Origin of the sequence: Streptomyces sp. P9-2B-2 (assembly GCF_030406865.1) — a bacterium.
Lineage (GTDB): Bacteria > Actinomycetota > Actinomycetes > Streptomycetales > Streptomycetaceae > Streptomyces > Streptomyces platensis.
Window position 1 is genome coordinate 2438889 of sequence record NZ_CP129126.1, and the last position, 16298, is coordinate 2455186.

The 16298-nt window shown below is 73.0% G+C and carries 20 protein-coding genes; 4 read left to right on the plus strand and 16 right to left on the minus strand.

All coding sequences use genetic code 11. The annotated features are described in order from the left end of the window. Positions 1-54: 54 nt before the first annotated feature. The 11 genes from lgt to hisI form a co-directional block, all read right to left on the minus strand. Positions 55-1119 carry a prolipoprotein diacylglyceryl transferase gene (gene lgt / locus QT196_RS10560; protein WP_168478636.1) on the minus strand — a complete coding sequence of 355 codons (1065 nt, stop codon included), beginning with the start codon at positions 1117-1119 and terminating at the stop codon, positions 55-57. Positions 1120-1247: 128 nt separating this feature from the next. Beyond that, positions 1248-2174, minus strand: coding sequence for a thioredoxin domain-containing protein (locus tag QT196_RS10565; protein ID WP_290354800.1), 927 nt, complete (start codon positions 2172-2174; stop codon positions 1248-1250). Positions 2175-2289: 115 nt separating this feature from the next. After that, the gene (gene trpA, locus QT196_RS10570) at positions 2290-3108 is read right to left on the minus strand and encodes a tryptophan synthase subunit alpha (RefSeq protein WP_290354801.1); all 819 of its coding nucleotides are present in this window, start codon (positions 3106-3108) and stop codon (positions 2290-2292) included. Beyond that, positions 3105-4391 (minus strand): tryptophan synthase subunit beta, encoded by a 1287-nt coding sequence (gene trpB, locus QT196_RS10575; RefSeq protein ID WP_168478639.1) that lies wholly within the window; start codon positions 4389-4391, stop codon positions 3105-3107. The genes trpA and trpB overlap by 4 nt, the downstream gene beginning before the upstream one ends. Positions 4392-4806: 415 nt before the next feature. After that, on the minus strand, positions 4807-5091 hold the full coding sequence (locus QT196_RS10580) for a tryptophan synthase subunit(beta) (RefSeq protein ID WP_290356817.1): 285 nt from the start codon (positions 5089-5091) through the stop codon (positions 4807-4809). Between the two features lie 22 nt (positions 5092-5113). After that, complete coding sequence (gene trpC / locus QT196_RS10585; protein ID WP_018090304.1) at positions 5114-5923, minus strand: indole-3-glycerol phosphate synthase TrpC; 810 nt, start codon at positions 5921-5923, stop codon at positions 5114-5116. A 178-nt stretch (positions 5924-6101) separates the two neighbouring features. Then, positions 6102-6542, minus strand: a complete 441-nt coding sequence (locus tag QT196_RS10590) for a DUF2752 domain-containing protein (protein ID WP_168478640.1) — start codon at positions 6540-6542, stop codon at positions 6102-6104. 164 nt (positions 6543-6706) lie between these two features. Then, positions 6707-6952, minus strand: coding sequence for an HGxxPAAW family protein (locus tag QT196_RS10595; RefSeq protein ID WP_030988665.1), 246 nt, complete (start codon positions 6950-6952; stop codon positions 6707-6709). 85 nt (positions 6953-7037) lie between these two features. Beyond that, a complete protein-coding gene (locus QT196_RS10600; protein ID WP_248001592.1) occupies positions 7038-7610 on the minus strand; it encodes a TIGR02234 family membrane protein in 573 nt (190 codons plus the stop codon). Between the two features lie 162 nt (positions 7611-7772). Continuing rightward, on the minus strand, positions 7773-9317 hold the full coding sequence (locus QT196_RS10605; protein WP_168478642.1) for an anthranilate synthase component I: 1545 nt from the start codon (positions 9315-9317) through the stop codon (positions 7773-7775). Positions 9318-9327: 10 nt separating this feature from the next. After that, positions 9328-9717 carry a phosphoribosyl-AMP cyclohydrolase gene (gene hisI, locus QT196_RS10610; protein ID WP_168478643.1) on the minus strand — a complete coding sequence of 130 codons (390 nt, stop codon included), beginning with the start codon at positions 9715-9717 and terminating at the stop codon, positions 9328-9330. Between the two features lie 33 nt (positions 9718-9750). On the opposite strand from hisI, the gene QT196_RS10615 reads away from it, so the two are divergent. Next, on the plus strand, positions 9751-9894 hold the full coding sequence (locus QT196_RS10615; protein WP_158092651.1) for a hypothetical protein: 144 nt from the start codon (positions 9751-9753) through the stop codon (positions 9892-9894). A 50-nt stretch (positions 9895-9944) separates the two neighbouring features. Here the strand turns inward: QT196_RS10615 and QT196_RS10620 are convergent, their stop codons facing one another. Both QT196_RS10620 and QT196_RS10625 read right to left on the minus strand, forming a co-directional pair. After that, the gene (locus QT196_RS10620; RefSeq protein WP_085924859.1) at positions 9945-10577 is read right to left on the minus strand and encodes a TIGR03085 family metal-binding protein; all 633 of its coding nucleotides are present in this window, start codon (positions 10575-10577) and stop codon (positions 9945-9947) included. 100 nt (positions 10578-10677) lie between these two features. Continuing rightward, positions 10678-11574 carry a LysR substrate-binding domain-containing protein gene (locus QT196_RS10625; protein WP_290354802.1) on the minus strand — a complete coding sequence of 299 codons (897 nt, stop codon included), beginning with the start codon at positions 11572-11574 and terminating at the stop codon, positions 10678-10680. 95 nt (positions 11575-11669) lie between these two features. On the opposite strand from QT196_RS10625, the gene QT196_RS10630 reads away from it, so the two are divergent. Genes QT196_RS10630 through QT196_RS10640 form a run of 3 tightly spaced genes read left to right on the plus strand, consistent with a single transcriptional unit; the run spans position 11670 to position 15140 of the window. Next, the gene (locus QT196_RS10630) at positions 11670-12422 is read left to right on the plus strand and encodes a succinate dehydrogenase (protein WP_290354803.1); all 753 of its coding nucleotides are present in this window, start codon (positions 11670-11672) and stop codon (positions 12420-12422) included. A gap of 1 nt (position 12423) precedes the next feature. Then, on the plus strand, positions 12424-14400 hold the full coding sequence (locus QT196_RS10635; protein ID WP_168478646.1) for a fumarate reductase/succinate dehydrogenase flavoprotein subunit: 1977 nt from the start codon (positions 12424-12426) through the stop codon (positions 14398-14400). Then, positions 14397-15140, plus strand: a complete 744-nt coding sequence (locus tag QT196_RS10640) for a succinate dehydrogenase/fumarate reductase iron-sulfur subunit (protein ID WP_290354804.1) — start codon at positions 14397-14399, stop codon at positions 15138-15140. The genes QT196_RS10635 and QT196_RS10640 overlap by 4 nt, the downstream gene beginning before the upstream one ends. A gap of 1 nt (position 15141) precedes the next feature. On the opposite strand, the gene QT196_RS10645 is transcribed toward QT196_RS10640, so the two are convergent. From QT196_RS10645 to QT196_RS39365, 3 genes are read right to left on the minus strand one after another with little or no spacing between them, the layout of a single operon-like run. Further along, entirely contained in the window at positions 15142-15732 is a 591-nt protein-coding gene (locus QT196_RS10645; RefSeq protein WP_290354805.1) for a nitrile hydratase subunit alpha, read from the minus strand. Beyond that, the gene (locus tag QT196_RS39360) at positions 15729-16013 is read right to left on the minus strand and encodes an SH3-like domain-containing protein (protein ID WP_211117330.1); all 285 of its coding nucleotides are present in this window, start codon (positions 16011-16013) and stop codon (positions 15729-15731) included. The genes QT196_RS10645 and QT196_RS39360 overlap by 4 nt, the downstream gene beginning before the upstream one ends. Then, positions 16006-16275 (minus strand): SH3-like domain-containing protein, encoded by a 270-nt coding sequence (locus QT196_RS39365; RefSeq protein WP_085924866.1) that lies wholly within the window; start codon positions 16273-16275, stop codon positions 16006-16008. Before QT196_RS39365 ends, QT196_RS39360 begins: the two co-directional genes overlap by 8 nt. Positions 16276-16298: the final 23 nt, after the last annotated feature.

The window sequence follows — 16298 nt, forward strand, 5'->3', positions numbered from 1 at the left end:
GCCGGGCGGACCCGTTGTCGGGTCCGCCCGGCGCGTACGGCGGCCGGGGCCGCCTCAGGGCTTCTTGGTGCTGCCGCTGCCGGCCGGCTTGGCGTCCGCGGCGGGCTCATCCGCCGTGTCGTCGGACTTCTTGTCGCCGGACGCGTCCGTCGCGGACTCCTCGGCCGTGTCGGCGCCGGACTCCGCGTCGTCGTCGGCCGCGGCCTTCGCCGCCGGCTTCTCGACCGAGACCCCGGCCTTCCCGGCGGCTTCGTCCGTACCGCTCTCCGCGGTGTCACCGTCCGCGCCCTCGACGGGCTCCGCACCCGGTTCGACGACCGCTTCCCGGCCGGGGGCCTTCTTGGCGGAGATCACGAAGTAGACGACGGCGAGGACGAGGACGATCAGCGCGACCCAGACGTTCAGCCGCAGGCCCAGGATGTGGTGCGCCTCGTCGACCCGCATGTACTCGATCCAGGCGCGGCCCGCGCAGTACGCGGCGACGTAGAGGGCGAAGGCCCGCCCGTGGCCGAGCCGGAAGCGCTTGTCGGCCCAGATGACCAGCGCCGCGACGCCGATGCACCACAGGCACTCGTAGAGGAAGGTCGGGTGGTAGGTGCCGCCGATGCGGCCGATGGCCGGGTCGGAGCTGATCTCCAGCGCCCACGGCACATCGGTCGGCTTGCCGTACAGCTCCTGGTTGAACCAGTTGCCCCAGCGGCCGATCGCCTGCCCGAGGGCCAGGCCGGGCGCGAGCGCGTCGGCGTACGCGGGGAGCGGGATACCGCGCCGGCGGCAGCCGATCCAGGCGCCGACCGCACCGAGCGCCACCGCGCCCCAGATGCCGAGGCCGCCCTCCCACACCTTGAAGGCGTCGAGCGGGTGGCCGTTCGGGCCGAAGTACGGCTCGTACGTCGTGATGACGTGGTAGAGACGGCCGCCGACCAGCCCGAAGGGGACGGCCCATACGGCGATGTCCGCGACGGTTCCGGAGCGGCCGCCGCGCTGCACCCAGCGCTTGTTGCCGAGCCAGACGCCGACGAAGACGCCGATGATGATGCAGAACGCGTAGCCGCGCAGCGGGATCGGGCCGAGATGTACGACGCCGACCGACGGGCTGGGAATGAATGCGAGGTCCATGGCAGGGACGACGCTACCGCGCCGGGCGGGGTCGTCGGCAACCCGGCCCGGCTACGGCTGCGTAACGACCCCGTCCCCGCGCCATGACGCTCCGTGTCCGGAGCGGCAGTCGGCGCCGGTGGGCCCGTCTACGGCGAGGGCGCGACGGCCCCGGCGGGCGGCTCCGCCGGGGGTGCGGCGCTCCTTCCGGTGTGCCGGCCCTGGGGCGAGGAGCCGGTGTGCCTGCCCTGCGGCGAGGAGCCGGTGTGCGGTGCGGCGCTCTGCTTCCCCGGCTGCTTGGACTTGCCGGCGTCCAGCACCATCTTCTTGAGGTCGGCGGGGCTGAACCGGCCGCCCTTCTCCTTCGACAGGTCCTTGCCGTTGAGCAGGACGGTCGGGGTGCCGCGGTAGCCGGAGGAGGCGAAGGCGTCGCTGGATTTCTGCACGAAGCGGTTGTACCTGCCGTCGTTGACGCACTTGGTGAAGGCGGGGGTCACCAACCCCTTGACCTTGCCGGCCAGTTGGAGGAGGTACTGCTTGTCGGCGAACTTGTCCTGCGGCTCGGGCGGCTGGTGGGAGTAGAGGACGTCGTGGTACGCGCGGAACTTCCCGGCGTCCTGGGCGCACAGCGCGGCGTTGGCGGCGTTCCGGGATCCCTGGCCCCCGGCATTGCCGTCGATGATGGTCACGAGGTGGTACTCGCTCTTGAGCCGGCCGGCGTCCTCCAGCTCATGGATGACCGGGCGGAAGCCGGTCTCGAACTGCCGGCAGGCGGGACAGCGGAAGTCCTCCCACACCGTGAGTGTGGCGGGGGCCCCGGCCGCACCGACCGGGACGGCGGGCCGGGCGCCGTCGCTGGCCTGCTTCGGGACGGCGACCTCGTTGTCGTTGGCGGCTGGTTTCCCGGAGGACGACGACGCCCAGACGGCGATGCCGCCGGCCACCGCCAGCACCACCACCACCGCCCCCGCGACGATCGCCTGACGGCCGCGCCGGGCGCGTGCCTTCTCCTTGTCCCGCTGTTCCTGGAGTCGCTCGCGGGCGGATTTCTTACCCTCATGATTCTTCTGGCTCACGCCCCTGGACAACGAAGCGGAGGGGTGCCGCCGCACCCCTCCGCACCGATGTTCGCCCTATCGGGGGACAGCGGCCGGGCCCGCGTCCCGCCCGGCCCGGCCGTGCGCCCCGCCGTCAGGAGTGCTTACGCACGCCCTCGGCCAGCTCGCCCGCCAGGCTGCGGACCCCGGCGAGACCGGCCGCCAGGTCGCCGTCCGCCGCCAGCAGCAGCTTGACGAACGCCGAGCCGACGATCACCCCGTCCGCGAACCGGGCCACCTCGGCGGCCTGTTCGGCGTTGGAGACCCCGAGGCCGACACAGACCGGCAGCCCGGTGGTGGCCTTGGTGCGCCGCACGAGGTCCTGCGCCTGCTCGCCCACCGACGCACGGGTGCCCGTGACGCCCATCAGCGAGGCCGCGTACACAAAGCCCGAACCGGCCGCGGTGATCTCGGCGAGCCGGGCGTCCTTGCTGCTGGGGGCGACGACGAAGACGGTGGCGAGACCGTGCTTGTCGGCGTGCTCCCGCCAGATCGCGGACTCCTGGACCGGCAGGTCGGGCAGGATGCAGCCCGCGCCGCCCGCCTCGGCGAGCTCGGCGGTGAAGCGCTCGATGCCGTAACGGTCGATCGGATTCCAGTACGTCATCACCAGGACGGGCTTGCCGGTGGCCTGATGGGCCTCGCGCACCGTCCGCATGACGTCGGCGATCTTCACGCCGCCCCGCAGGGCGATGTCGTCGGCAGTCTGGATGACCGGGCCGTCGAGGACCGGGTCGCTGTGCGGCAGCCCGACCTCCACGACGTCCGCGCCGCCGTCGAAGACGGCCTTGGCCGCCTCGATACCGCCGTCGACGGTCGGGAACCCGGCCGGCAGATAGGCGATGAGCGCGGACCGGCCCTCGGCCTTCGCGGCGGCGAGGGTGTCACTCAACAGCTTGATGTTCCCGCTCACTTGGCGTCCCCCTCGATCTCCGCGTCCTCGGTACCGGCGTCCGCCTCGACGGCGGCGTCCGCGTCGTAGAGGCTGAAGTAACGGGCGGCGGTGTCCATGTCCTTGTCGCCGCGCCCCGACAGGTTGACGACGATCAGGCCGTCCTTGCCCAGCTCCCGGCCGGTCTCCAGGGCCCCGGCGAGGGCGTGCGCGCTCTCGATGGCGGGGATGATGCCCTCGGTCCTGGAGAGCAGGCGCAGCGCCTGCATCGCGGCGTCGTCGGTGACGGCGCGGTACTCACCACGGCCGCTGTCCTTGAGGAAGGCGTGCTCGGGCCCGATGCCCGGGTAGTCGAGACCGGCCGAGATGGAGTACGGCTCGGTGATCTGGCCCTCGTCGTCCTGGAGGACGTAACTCCGCGACCCGTGCAGGATTCCCGGCTCACCGGCGCTCAGCGTGGCCGCGTGCTCGCCGGTCTCGATGCCGTGACCCGCGGGCTCACAGCCGATCAGCCGCACCCCGGCGTCCGGGATGAAGGCGTGGAAGAGGCCGATGGCGTTGGAGCCGCCGCCGACACAGGCGACCGCGGCGTCCGGCAGCCGGCCGGCCCGCTCCAGGATCTGGCGGCGCGCCTCGACGCCGATGACGCGGTGGAAGTCGCGCACCATCGCGGGGAACGGGTGCGGTCCGGCGACCGTCCCGAACAGGTAGTGGGTGCGGTCGACGTTGGCGACCCAGTCGCGGAAGGCCTCGTTGATGGCGTCCTTGAGGGTGCGGCTGCCGGACTTCACGGCGATGACCTCGGCGCCGAGCATCCGCATCCGGGCGACGTTGAGGGCCTGCCGCTGGGTGTCGATCTCGCCCATGTAGATGGTGCATTCGAGGCCGAACAGGGCACAGGCGGTGGCGGTGGCCACGCCGTGCTGGCCCGCGCCGGTCTCGGCGATGACCCGGGTCTTGCCCATCCGCTTGGTGAGCAGTGCCTGGCCCAGCACGTTGTTGATCTTGTGGGAGCCGGTGTGGTTGAGGTCCTCACGCTTGAGGAACACCCGGGCCCCGCCGGCGTGCTCGGCGAACCGCGGCACCTCGGTGAGCGCGCTGGGGCGCCCGGTGTAGTTGACCATCAGGTCATTGAGCTCGGCCGCGAACGCGGCGTCCCCCTTGGCCTTCTCATACTCCGCGGCGACCTCGTCGACCGCGGCGACCAGCGCCTCGGGAATGAACTTGCCGCCGAACGCACCGAAATAGCCTTCGGGGTTCGGCACCCGACCCTCGGGATCGGGAAGGAAGAAATCGGCGGACATCAGACGCACTCCTCGCCGGGGCAACTGCCCCGGAAGTCCAGTGGTGGCGGGATGGGCATCACGGTATGCGGCGCGCGCGGGGGGCGGGCCGTTGCCACTGCGCAGTGGCGACGGGCGCTCGCGGAGGCCGGTCGGCGTCGTGGGGCTCGGTCGGGGTGCTCCCCGGCTCGGCGGGGGCACTCCCCGACTTGGCGGGGGCGCTCCCCGACTTGGCCGGGCGCTCCTCGACCGGGCGGGGGCACTCCCCGACTCCGCCGGGACGCTCCCCGACCCGGCCGGGGCGCTCCCCCGCCCCCTCCCCCTCTCCCCCTTGGGGGGAGGGGGCGGGGGGTGGGTTCGGGGGTGGGGGGGCCAGCAGGCGGTCAGTTGACCGCTGCCTCCCCCGGTGTCCCGGTGCCCGGACGGGGCCGACGCGTCAGCGCGCGGACCCCGGTCGCCATCGCATGCCGTTGATCTGTCCCGGCTCGGAACCGATGTGATACCTGACCCGGCGCCCGTGGACCCGCCGGGCGGGCGCCCGGCAGCCCCGGTGCCACGGCGGCAGCGCACAGCGCTGCGGGTCGCGGTGCGGGGCGGGCGGGAAGCCGTGGACCGGCACCACCGGGCAGAGAACACGGACGGCCGCCCCGGCGCGCACCCCGGCCGGGCCCGGGTGCGGTACCCGGGCCCGGCAGCGGATGTCTGCGGCGGTGGCGGTCATGTCGGTGTGCTGTCCCCGGCGCTCAGGACCGGCCGTGCCGGATCGCCGGGTGGGAGCCCGCGGCGACCAGGTCGGAGACCGCGGTCTTGGGGTCCTTGCCAGTGACCAGCGACTCGCCGACCAGCACCGCGTCCGCGCCGTCGTTGGCGTAGGCGATCAGGTCGTGCGGTCCGCGGACACCGGACTCGGCGATCTTGACGATGTGGTCGGGGATCTCGGGGGCGACCCGGGCGAAGTTGCCGCGGTCGACCTCCAGGGTCTTCAGGTTGCGGGCGTTGACGCCGATGATCTTGGCGCCGGCGTCCACCGCGCGGGCGACCTCTTCCTCGTCGTGCACCTCGACCAGCGGCGTCAGACCGATCGACTCGGCGCGCTCGATCAGCGAGACCAGGGCCTCCTGCTCCAGCGCGGAGACGATCAGCAGCGCGAGGTCGGCGCCGTAGGCACGGGCCTCCCACAGCTGGTAGGCGGTGACGATGAAGTCCTTGCGCAGGACGGGGATGTCGACCTTGGCGCGGACGGCCTCCAGGTCGGCCAGCGACCCGCCGAACTTGCGCTGCTCGGTGAGGACGGAGATGACGGCCGCGCCGCCCGCCTCGTAGTCGGCGGCCAGACCGGCCGGGTCGGCGATCGCGGCGAGCGCGCCCTTGGAGGGGCTGGAGCGCTTGACCTCGCAGATCACCGTGACGCTCTCGCCCTTGAGCGCGGCGACGCCGTCCTTCGCGGGGCGCGCCTTCTGGGCCCGCTCCTTGAGCTCGTCAAGGCTCACCCGCGCCTGCCGCTCTGCGAGGTCGGCGCGGACGCCGTCGATGATCTCGTCGAGCACACTCACGCGAGCGGCCTCCTTCTGGAGCGGTGGTGGACGGTCCCCCGGACGAACGGTCCCATCCGGCACTCCGATGGTATCCGCCAAGCGACGCAGGTCTCACATCCGGTGGACCGCGGTCCCATGACCTGGACTTCTGCGGGTACCGCGGAGCCGGTGGCACCGGTTCCGCACGGCTGCCGGGTCACGGGGCGAGCCCGCTGCCGAAGGGGAGGTTGCGGACGACCGTGAAGACCAGCAGCAGCCCGCCCAGCGCCCACCAGTGGACGGCTCGCGGCCGCGGTCCCGCCGTGCGGCGCCCGCGGACCGCGTTGCCCAGCCAGAGCGCCCAGAAGACCGCACAGGCGGCATACCCGGCCACCGCGAGGGCGTTGGCGCCCAGCGCCGCGATGAGGTCGCCGTGCGCCACGGCATGGGCGCTGCGCAGCCCGCCGCAGGCCGGGCAGTAGACGCCGGTGAGGTGCAGCAGCGGGCACACGGGGTAGTGGCCGGGCTCGTTCGGGTCGACGGCGCCGAGGACGGCGAACGCGGCGGTGGCGGCGGCCAGGGCGCCGAGGGGCGCCACGAGGCGGCGCGGCAGACCGCCGCGCGGGCAGGCGTCGGGCCGGGCCGCGGGTTGGCTCACGTGCCGATTGTCCGGCCGGACAGGCGAAGGCGCAGCTTCTCGGCCGCCGTACGGAACGGTCACGGACGGCGGGTACGGCACCACGGTGCGTACGGGCCGGGAAGCGGCGCCTTCGGGGGTGCTGCGGGGGTGGCGCCGGGCACCGGCGCCACGGGAGCGGGGGCTCAGCCCTCCTGCGGCTGCGCCTGCGCCTGGGGGCGCGGCTTGGCGGCGCGCTTGGGCTCCGAGCCCAGACCGGCCATCCGCATCAGACCGCCCACGACGGCACCGAGGCCGATCAGCGCCATGCCGGCCCAGAAGCCCGGCACGTTCGCCAGCACGATGAAGGCTCCGGCCACACAGAAGCCGATGAACGAGATGATGACGCCGGTCCAGGCGGCGGGGGTGTGTCCGTGGCCACTGCTCGACATGAATGCTCCTCGATGCTCTGTCGCGCCGGGGTCGGGGCGCGATGATCCGCTCGGCCCATTGTCACCGATGCCGGAGGGAAGCCCTTTACCGGGTGGGGTCCTCACCGCGGTCCAGGGACTTCCAGATCTCCTCGGGGCGGTCCAGATCCGGCGGGGCCGGTGCCCGCCGCGGGCCGCGGCCGCCGCCGGGTGTGCGCTCGTATTTGCCCGACATCGCAGGCCAGTGGCGTCCGTACACCAGCGCCAGCAGCCCGGCGATCAGCAGCAGCAGACCGCCGGCCGCGGCCACCCACGGCCATCCGGTGTGGGTGACGTGATGCACATCGGTTCCGGTCAGCCCGACCGCGGTGGCGGCCTTCTCGCGCAGCGCCGAGGTGTCGGAGTTGCCCAGTACGGCGGCGACGGCGATGCCCACACCGCTGAGCGCGAGCAGGGCGGCGACCGCGATCCGGCCGGCCCGGCGGACCGCGAAGACGGCGACCAGCGCGGCCAGGCCGACGACGGCCAGCGCGCCGGGCACGCCGGTCACATCGGCGCCGGTCACCGTGCGCGGCAACTCGCCCTGGGCCAGCACCGCGGAGCCTTCGGCCCAGGTGCGGCCGGAGGCCAGCAGCGCCAGGGCGGCGCCCGCCGCCCCGGCCAGCAGCGCCAGGGCCAGGCTGCGGTGCGCGCGGCGCGCGGGCGGCCGGGCCGGCGGGGGCCCGGAATCGCCCTGCGGCGCGGTGTCGGTGGGGGTCTGGGATGCGGCACTCACGCGTACCACTATCGCGCACCGGCCGCCGGGGGCCGGTGCGCGGGGGTGCTGCGGGTGACCGGCCCGTTACCTGCCCAGGTGGTTGGCGGTGTGCACGGCGCGCAGCACCGCCGCCGCCTTGTTCCGGCACTCGATGTCCTCGGCCACCGGGTCGGAGTCGGCGACGACCCCGGCGCCCGCCTGGACGTAGGCGGTGCCGTCGCGCAGCAGGGCGGTGCGGATCGCGATGGCGGTGTCGGAGTCGCCGGCGAAGTCGAGATAGCCGACACAGCCGCCGTACAGACCGCGCCGGGAGGGCTCCAGCTCCTCGATGATCTGGAGGGCGCGCGGCTTGGGGGCGCCGGAGAGGGTGCCCGCGGGGAAGCAGGCGGTGAGCACGTCGAAGGCGGTGCGGCCCTGCGCGACCTGCCCGGTGACCGTCGAGACGATGTGCATGACGTGGCTGTAGCGCTCGACGGACATGAAGTCGACGACCTCGACACTGCCCGGTTCGCAGACCCGGCCCAGGTCGTTGCGGCCCAGGTCGACCAGCATCAGATGCTCGGCGCGCTCCTTGGGGTCGGCCATCAGCTCGTCCGCGAGGGCCTGGTCCTCCTGGACGGAGGCGCCGCGCGGGCGGGTTCCGGCGATGGGGTGGACCATGGCCCGGCCGTCCTCGACCTTCACCAGCGCCTCGGGGCTGGAGCCCACCACGTCGAAGGCGCCGTCCTCGCCGCCGTCGGGGCCCTCGAAGCGGAAGAGGTACATGTACGGGCTGGGGTTGGTGGCCCGCAGCACCCGGTAGACGTCCAACGCGCCGGCCGTACACGGGGTTTCGAACCGCTGGGAGGGCACGACCTGGAAGGCCTCACCGGCCCGGATGCGCTCCTTGATGTCCTCGACGGCGTCCTGGTAGGCCGCGCCGCCCCACTTGGCGGTGTACGGCGGGACCTCGGACGGCGGCAGCGCGGCGGCGCCGGCGGGCGCGGGCCGGGCGAGGTCGTCGGCCATGGTGTCCAGGCGGGCCACCGCGTCCGCGTAGGCCTCGTCGATGCCGGTGTCGAGGTCGTTGTGGTTGATCGCGTTGGCGATCAGCAGGACGGTGCCGCTCCAGTGGTCGAGGACGGCGAGGTCCGAGGTGAGCAGCATGGTGAGTTCGGGCAGCCGGAGGTCGTCGGTGGTCTGCTCGCCGATCTTCTCCAGGCGGCGCACGATGTCGTAGCCGAGGTAGCCGACCATGCCGCCGGTGAACGGCGGCAGTCCCTCGCCCTCGATGAGGTCCCGGGGGGTGTGCAGGGTCTCGACGGCGGCGCGCAGGACGGCGAGCGGGTCCCCGTCGGTGGGCACGCCGACGGGCGGGGTGCCGAGCCAGTGCGCCTGCCCGTCGCGGGTGGTGAGGGTGGCGGCGCTGCGGACGCCGATGAAGGAGTAGCGCGACCACGTACGGCCGTTCTCGGCGGATTCCAGGAGGAAGGTGCCGGGGCGTTCGGCGGCGAGTTTGCGGTAGAGCCCGACCGGTGTGTCGCCGTCCGCGAGCAGCCGCCGGGTGACGGGGATGACCCGCCGGTCCTTGGCGAGGGTGCGGAAGGTGTCGAGGTCCGGAAGGGCGGTGCCGGTGGTTCCCGTGGTCATGGCGCGGAGCCTACTGGTCCCGGGCGTCCCGGGTGGTCAGAACGTCCGCGTCGAAGCAGGTGCGGTCGCCGGTGTGGCAGGCGGCGCCGACCTGGTCGACCCGGACCAGGACGGTGTCGGCGTCGCAGTCCAGCGCCACCGACTTCACATGCTGGACGTGGCCGGAGGTATCGCCCTTGACCCAGTACTCCTGGCGGCTGCGGGACCAGTACGTGCAGCGGCCGGTGGCCAGGGTGCGGCGCAGCGCCTCGTCGTCCATCCAGCCGAGCATCAGCACTTCGCCGGTGTCGTACTGCTGGGCGATGGCCGGGACCAGGCCGTCGGCGCCGCGCTTGAGACGGGCGGCGATGGCGGGGTCGAGGGCGGGGGTGGTGTCCGGGGTGGTGGCGCGGCTGCTCATGGTCTCCATTGTGCCGTGCGGCATCCTGCCTTTATGCATCCTCAGCAGCCGTCCGCGCCGCCCCCGCCGCCGGACCCGGACCGCGCCGCGCGGGTCGCGGCGCGGGTCCTGGGTGCGGTCTTCGCGGCGGCGGTCGTGGTGGCCGTGGTGGTCGCGGTGGTGGTGCTCCGCTCGTAGCGCGTGGCTACGGATCCTCGTAGCGCGTGCCTACGGGGCGGGGGCCGGGCTCACACGCCCAGCTTCGCCGCCGTCACCAGGTCGACCGCCTCCTTGTCGCCGTCCAGCTGCACATCGGCGACCTCCTGCCGGCCGAAGGCGAACATGGTCAGTTCGCCCGGTTCGCCGACGACGGTGACCACCGGGGTACCGCGATGGGCCACCGCGGTCCGCCCGTCCGGCCGCCGCAGCACCAGGCCCACCGGCGATTTCCGGCCGAGCACCCGGGCCATCCGCTCGATCCTGGACCACAGGGCGTCCGCGAACACGGGGTCCAGCTCGCGGGCCGCCCAGTCCGGCTGGGCGCGGCGGACATCCTCGGCGTGGACGTAGAACTCGACGGTGTTGGACGCCTCGTCGATCTGCTTCAGGGCGAACGGCGACATCCGCGGCGGGCCGGTCCTGATCAGGTGGATCAGCTCCTCGTACGGCTTGCCCGCGAACTCCGCCTGGACCCGTTCCAGCCGGGCGGCCAGCGGTTTGACGAGGAGTCCGCCGGCCGCGTCGGCGCGCCGCTCGCGCACCACCACGTGCGCGGCCAGGTCCCGCGCGCGCCAGTTCTCACACAGCGTCGGCGCCTCGGGGCCGGCGCTCTCCAACAAGTCGGCGAGAAGGAGCCGTTCACGCTTCGCATGGGTCGACATGCGGCCAGCCTACGACCGGCCCCGCACCCCTGCCACGGGGCCGCGCCCGGGGCCCGTGCCGGTGGCCCCGCGCTTGCCCCGACCGACGGGCCCGCCCCGGTCAGGACGCGCCCGGGTCCACATGCTCCATCAGGATGCGTGCCAGCTCCCGGGCGGCGCGCGGCGGGGAGACGTCGCCCCGGTGGGCGACGGACACCACGCGGTGCATTCCGGGCGTCGAGAAGCGGGTGATCCGCAGGCCGGAGCGCTCGGCGACCATGCTGGGCACGACGGCGACGCCCAGCCCGGCGCGGACGAAGCCGAGGACCGCGTCCATCTCGCCGCCCTCGACGGTGAAGGCCGGTTCGAAGCCGGCCGCCCGGCAGGCCGCGGTGGTGAATTCCCGCAGGTCGTAGCCGCGGCGGAACATCGCCAGCGGCCGGCCGCGCAGATCCTCCACCCGGATGCGGGTGCGCCGGCCGACGGGGGCGGGGCGGTCGGGCGCGGAGACCACGACGAGTTCCTCGCGCAGCAGCTCGGAGGTGGTCAGGGCGGGGGCCTGGAGCGGGAGCGGGGTGATGATCAGGGCCAGGTCCAGGGCGCCGTCTGCCAGCGCCCGGACCAGGTCCTGCGAGCCGTCCTCGGTGACGATCAGGTCCACGCCCGGGTAGCCGGCGTGGAAGGCGCGCAGGACGTCGGGGACGAGGCTGGCGCAGAGGCTGGGCGGGGCGCCGAGGCGGAGCCGGCCGCGGCGCAGCTGGGCGACCTCCTGAACCTCGCGGCGGGCGGTCTCGGCGTCGGCGAGGATGCGCCGGGCGAACGGCAGCAGCGTCTCGCCGGCGTCGGTGAGGGTGATGTGGCCGCGGGCCCGGTGGAAGAGCTCCGCTCCCAGCTCCCGTTCCAGGGCGCGGATTTGCTGGGACAGGGAGGGCTGGGCGACATGTTCGCGCTCGGCGGCGCGGGTGAAGTGCCGGGTGTCGGCCACGGCGGCGAAGTAGCGGAGCTGCTGCAACTGCATACGACGACGGTAAGGCATCGATAGGCAGCGCCTATGGAGATGAGCCGCACCATGTCTTGGACTGATGGGCCACCCGGTCCCTACCGTCGGGACCCATGGCACTGGACACACGGACGGACCGACGGACGTCCTTCGCGGCTCTGCTGTGGGGCTCGACCGTCGGCAAGAAGACGGTGATGGCCGTGAGCGGGCTGGTCATGCTGCTCTACCTGGTCGTCCACATGATCGGCAATCTGAAGATCTTCTTCGGGGCGGACGAGTTCAACGGCTACGCCCACTGGCTGCGCGTCGTCGGGGAACCCTTCATGCACGAGGAGTGGACCCTGTGGCTGGTCCGTGTGGTCCTCGTGGCCGCCGTCGTCGCCCATGCCACGTCCGCCTACCAGCTCAGCCGCCGCGACCTCAGGGCGCGGCCGAGCCGCTATGCCCACCCGTCGCCCGGCCACCGCCCCCGGCGGAGGCGCTTCGCGCCGCACCTCCTCGCCCGGAGCAGCTACGCCACCCGCACCATGCGGTGGGGCGGGATCATCCTCGGGCTGTTCATCGTCTGGCATCTCCTCGACCTGACGACCGGCACCGTGCACACCGGCGGCTTCCAGGCGGGCCATCCGTACCAGAACGTCGTGGACACCTTCTCCACCTGGTACGGCAACGTCATCTACCTCGTCGCGATGCTCGCCCTCGGGCTGCACATCCGGCACGGCTTCTGGAGCGCCGCACAGACGCTCGGCGTCGGCAGCCGGACCCGCGAACGCCTGCTGAAGACCCTCGCCCAGGTCCTCGCGCTGGTGCTGACCGCGGGCTTCATCTCCGTACCCGTCGCCGTCATGACCGGAGTGGTGAGCTGACATGACCTCTTACGCCAACTACGCGACCGGGGAGCCGGTCCACGACACCAAGGCGCCGGACGGGCCGGTCGCCGGGCGCTGGGACAAGCGGCGCTTCGAGGCGAAGCTCGTCAACCCCGCCAACCGCCGCAAGCACACCGTGATCGTGGTCGGCACCGGTCTCGCGGGCGGCTCGGCCGGTGCCACACTCGCCGAACAGGGCTACCACGTCGTCCAGTTCTGCTATCAGGACTCGCCGCGCCGCGCCCACTCGATCGCCGCGCAGGGCGGTATCAACGCGGCGAAGAACTACCGCAACGACGGTGACTCGGTCCACCGGCTGTTCTACGACACCGTCAAGGGCGGCGACTTCCGGGCCCGCGAGTCGAATGTGCACCGGCTGGCGCAGATCTCCGTCGAGATCATCGACCAGTGCGTCGCCCAGGGCGTCCCCTTCGCGCGGGAGTACGGCGGTCTGCTCGACACCCGCTCCTTCGGCGGCGTCCAGGTGTCCCGGACCTTCTACGCCCGCGGGCAGACGGGCCAGCAGCTGCTGCTCGGCGCCTACCAGGCGCTGTCGCGGCAGATCGCCGCCGGGAACGTGGAGCTGCATCCGCGGACCGAGATGCTCGACCTGATCGTCATCGACGGCCGGGCCCGCGGCATCGTCGCCCGCGACCTCGTCACCGGGAGGATCGACACCCACTTCGCGGACGCCGTGGTCCTCGCGTCCGGCGGCTACGGCAACGTCTTCCACCTCTCGACGAACGCCATGAACTCCAACGCCACCGCGATCTGGCGGGCCCACCGCCGGGGCGCCTACCTCGCCAACCCCTGCTTCACCCAGATCCACCCGACCTGCATCCCGCGCACCGGCGACCACCAGTCGAAGCTGACGCTGATGAGCGAGTCGCTGCGCAACGACGGCCGGATCTGGGTGCCGAAGGCCCACGGCGACACCCGCCCGCCCGCCGAGATCCCCGAGGACGAACGCGACTACTACCTGGAGCGCACCTACCCGTCCTTCGGCAACCTCGTGCCGCGGGACATCGCCTCCCGCGCCGCGAAGAACGTCTGCGACGAGGGCCGCGGTGTCGGCCCCGGCGGGCAGGGCGTCTACCTCGACTTCGCGGACGCCATCGCGCGGCTGGGCCGGGCGGAGGTCGAGGAGAAGTACGGCAACCTCTTCGAGATGTACGCGCGGATCACCGCGGAGGACCCGTACGAGGTCCCGATGCGGATCTACCCCGCCGTGCACTACACGATGGGCGGACTGTGGGTCGACTACGACCTCCAGACGACCGTCCCGGGCCTCTTCGCGATCGGGGAGGCCAACTTCTCCGACCACGGGGCGAACCGGCTCGGCGCGTCCGCGCTGATGCAGGGGCTGGCCGACGGCTACTTCGTCCTGCCGTCCACCATCAACGACTACCTGGCGCGCCACCCGCACCACGACGAGGTCTCCGCCGACCACCCGGCGGTCACCGGGGCGGTACGGGAGACGGAGGACCGGCTCGCGCGGCTGCTCGCCGTCGGCGGGGACCGTACGCCGGACTCCTTCCACCGGGAACTCGGCGAGCTGATGTGGGAGTTCTGCGGCATGGCCCGCACCGACGCCGGTCTGCGCAAGGCCCTCGACCGGATCCCGCAGATCCGCGAGGAGTTCTGGCGCCGCCTCAAGGTGCCCGGCACCGGCGTGGGGGTACCCCCCGCGAAGCGAGGGGGAGAGTTCAACCAGTCCCTGGAGAAGGCCCACCGCATCGTGGACTACCTGGAGCTCGCCGAGCTGATGTGCCTCGACGCGCTGCACCGGGCCGAGTCCTGCGGCGGCCACTTCCGCACCGAGTCGCAGACCCCGGACGGCGAGGCCGCGCGCCGCGACGAGGCGTTCTCCTACGCCGCGGCCTGGGAGTTCACCGCCACCGGCGCGGCCCCCGTCCTCCACAAGGAAGACCTGGTCTTCGAGTACGTCCACCCCACCCAGCGGAGCTACGCATGAGGCTCACCCTGCGCGTCTGGCGCCAGCGGAACGCCGCCGCCGACGGCGCCCTGTCCACCTACGAGATCGACGGCATCTCACCGGACATGTCGTTCCTGGAGATGCTCGACACCCTCAACGAGGAGCTGATCCTCAGCGGTGACGACCCGGTCGCCTTCGACCACGACTGCCGCGAGGGCATCTGCGGCGCCTGCTCGCTCGTCATCAACGGCGCGGCGCACGGCCCGGAGCGGACAACGACCTGCCAGCTGCACATGCGGTCCTTCCGGGACGGCGACACCATCGACATCGAGCCGTGGCGCGCCGCGGCGTTCCCGGTCGTCAAGGACCTGGTCGTCGACCGCTCCGCCTTCGACCGGATCATTCAGGCCGGCGGCTACATCACCGCGCCGACCGGCGCCGCGCCCGAGGCCCATGCCACCCCCGTGCCCAAGCCGGACGCCGACTCCGCGTTCGAGCACGCCGAGTGCATCGGCTGCGGGGCCTGCGTGGCGGCCTGCCCGAACGGGGCCGCGATGCTGTTCACCTCCGCCAAGGTGAACCATCTCAATGTGCTGCCGCAGGGCGCGCCCGAGCGCGGGACCCGGGTGCTGGACATGGTGGCGCGGATGGACGAGGAGGGCTTCGGCGGCTGCACCCTCGCCGGCGAGTGCGCCACCGCCTGCCCCAAGGGCATCCCGCTGTTCAGCATCACGGCGATGAACCGTGAGTTCCTGCGGGCGGCGCGGAAGGGCCGCTGAGTCAGACCGCGGCGGTCCCGATGAGGCCCTCCCGGGTGACGAGCGCGGCCAGCTCCGCCTCGCTCCGCCCCTCGGTGCCCTCGGGCCGCCGCGGCAGGACCATATAGCGGCTCTCCGCGCTGGAGTCCCACACCGTGATCGTGGTGTCGGCGGGCAGCTCCAGCCCGAACTCGGCGAGTACGGCCCGGGGTTCGCGCACCACCCGCGAGCGGTATGCCTCGCTCTTGTACCAGGACGGCGACGGCCCCAGCAGCCCGATCGGGTAGCAGGAGCACAGCGTGCACACGAGGACATGGTGCGTGGTGGCGGTGTTCGCGACGACCTTGAGCCGCTGCTCCTGGATGCCGCCCGCCATCGAGAGCCCCACTGCGGGCAGCGCCGCGTTCGCGTCGGCCAGCAGCCGCTCCCGGAACCCCGGGTCGGTCCAGGCCCGCGCCACGATCCGCGCCCCGTTGACCGGCGAGGCCCCTGCCAGCATCGCGGCGAGCGCCGCGTCCAGCTGCTCCTCGGTGACCACTCCGGCCTCGGTCAGCCGCGCCTCCAGCCGCCTGACCCGCGCCGCCACCGGTGTGCTCGTGTGCTCGCCGCTCATGCGCCGTCCTCCCGTACCCGCTCGATGTACGACTCCCAGAGGTCGACGGTGACCTCGTGACCGCCCTCGCCCCACAGATCGCGCGCGGCGAAGGCCACGGTGTAGACGGGCTCGACGCGTGGTGCGGCGACGCCGGCCGCGCTCTCGTCGGCGAGCGCCCACCGCCCCTGGCACTCGACGATCCGCCCCACCTGTCCGCGCACATACCGCGGCACCCGGGTGTGCCCCTCCGGGTCGACGGCGCGCACCCGCACCCGCTCCCCCGCCCGGAAGTCAGCCATCGCCGAGCAGCCCCCGTTCGGCGAGCAGCGTCTCGATCGCGTGCAGCCAGCGCTCGTAGTACGACGCCGCCAGATACTCCTGCGGGGCCATCCGCTCGACGGCGTCCCGGAACTGGTCGAGCCGGTAGACCCCGTTCCGCACCAGCACGGCGTTCAGCGCGAAGACCCGCGCCTCCCAGTCCGCATGGAACGGCGGCTCGTCCGCCTCGATCTCCAGGGCCCCGAACCCGGCCTGGCCACCCACATCGTTGACACGGCTCATGGCCCGAGCCTAGGGGCGCGCCG

Bases quoted from the DNA above. Each gene is read 5' to 3' on its own strand.
- lgt (WP_168478636.1), bottom strand. From the start codon at position 1,119: ATGGACCTCGCATTCATTCCCAGCCCGTCGGTCGGCGTCGTACATCTC.
- trpB (WP_168478639.1), bottom strand. From the start codon at position 4,391: ATGTCCGCCGATTTCTTCCTTCCCGATCCCGAGGGTCGGGTGCCGAAC.
- QT196_RS10580 (WP_290356817.1), bottom strand. From the start codon at position 5,091: ATGACCGCCACCGCCGCAGACATCCGCTGCCGGGCCCGGGTACCGCAC.
- QT196_RS10595 (WP_030988665.1), bottom strand. From the start codon at position 6,952: ATGTCGAGCAGTGGCCACGGACACACCCCCGCCGCCTGGACCGGCGTC.
- QT196_RS10605 (WP_168478642.1), bottom strand. From the start codon at position 9,317: ATGACCACGGGAACCACCGGCACCGCCCTTCCGGACCTCGACACCTTC.
- hisI (WP_168478643.1), bottom strand. From the start codon at position 9,717: ATGAGCAGCCGCGCCACCACCCCGGACACCACCCCCGCCCTCGACCCC.
- QT196_RS10615 (WP_158092651.1), top strand. From the start codon at position 9,751: ATGCATCCTCAGCAGCCGTCCGCGCCGCCCCCGCCGCCGGACCCGGAC.
- QT196_RS10620 (WP_085924859.1), bottom strand. From the start codon at position 10,577: ATGTCGACCCATGCGAAGCGTGAACGGCTCCTTCTCGCCGACTTGTTG.
- QT196_RS10625 (WP_290354802.1), bottom strand. From the start codon at position 11,574: ATGCAGTTGCAGCAGCTCCGCTACTTCGCCGCCGTGGCCGACACCCGG.
- QT196_RS10630 (WP_290354803.1), top strand. From the start codon at position 11,670: ATGGCACTGGACACACGGACGGACCGACGGACGTCCTTCGCGGCTCTG.
- QT196_RS10635 (WP_168478646.1), top strand. From the start codon at position 12,424: ATGACCTCTTACGCCAACTACGCGACCGGGGAGCCGGTCCACGACACC.
- QT196_RS10640 (WP_290354804.1), top strand. From the start codon at position 14,397: ATGAGGCTCACCCTGCGCGTCTGGCGCCAGCGGAACGCCGCCGCCGAC.
- QT196_RS10645 (WP_290354805.1), bottom strand. From the start codon at position 15,732: ATGAGCGGCGAGCACACGAGCACACCGGTGGCGGCGCGGGTCAGGCGG.
- QT196_RS39360 (WP_211117330.1), bottom strand. From the start codon at position 16,013: ATGGCTGACTTCCGGGCGGGGGAGCGGGTGCGGGTGCGCGCCGTCGAC.
- QT196_RS39365 (WP_085924866.1), bottom strand. From the start codon at position 16,275: ATGAGCCGTGTCAACGATGTGGGTGGCCAGGCCGGGTTCGGGGCCCTG.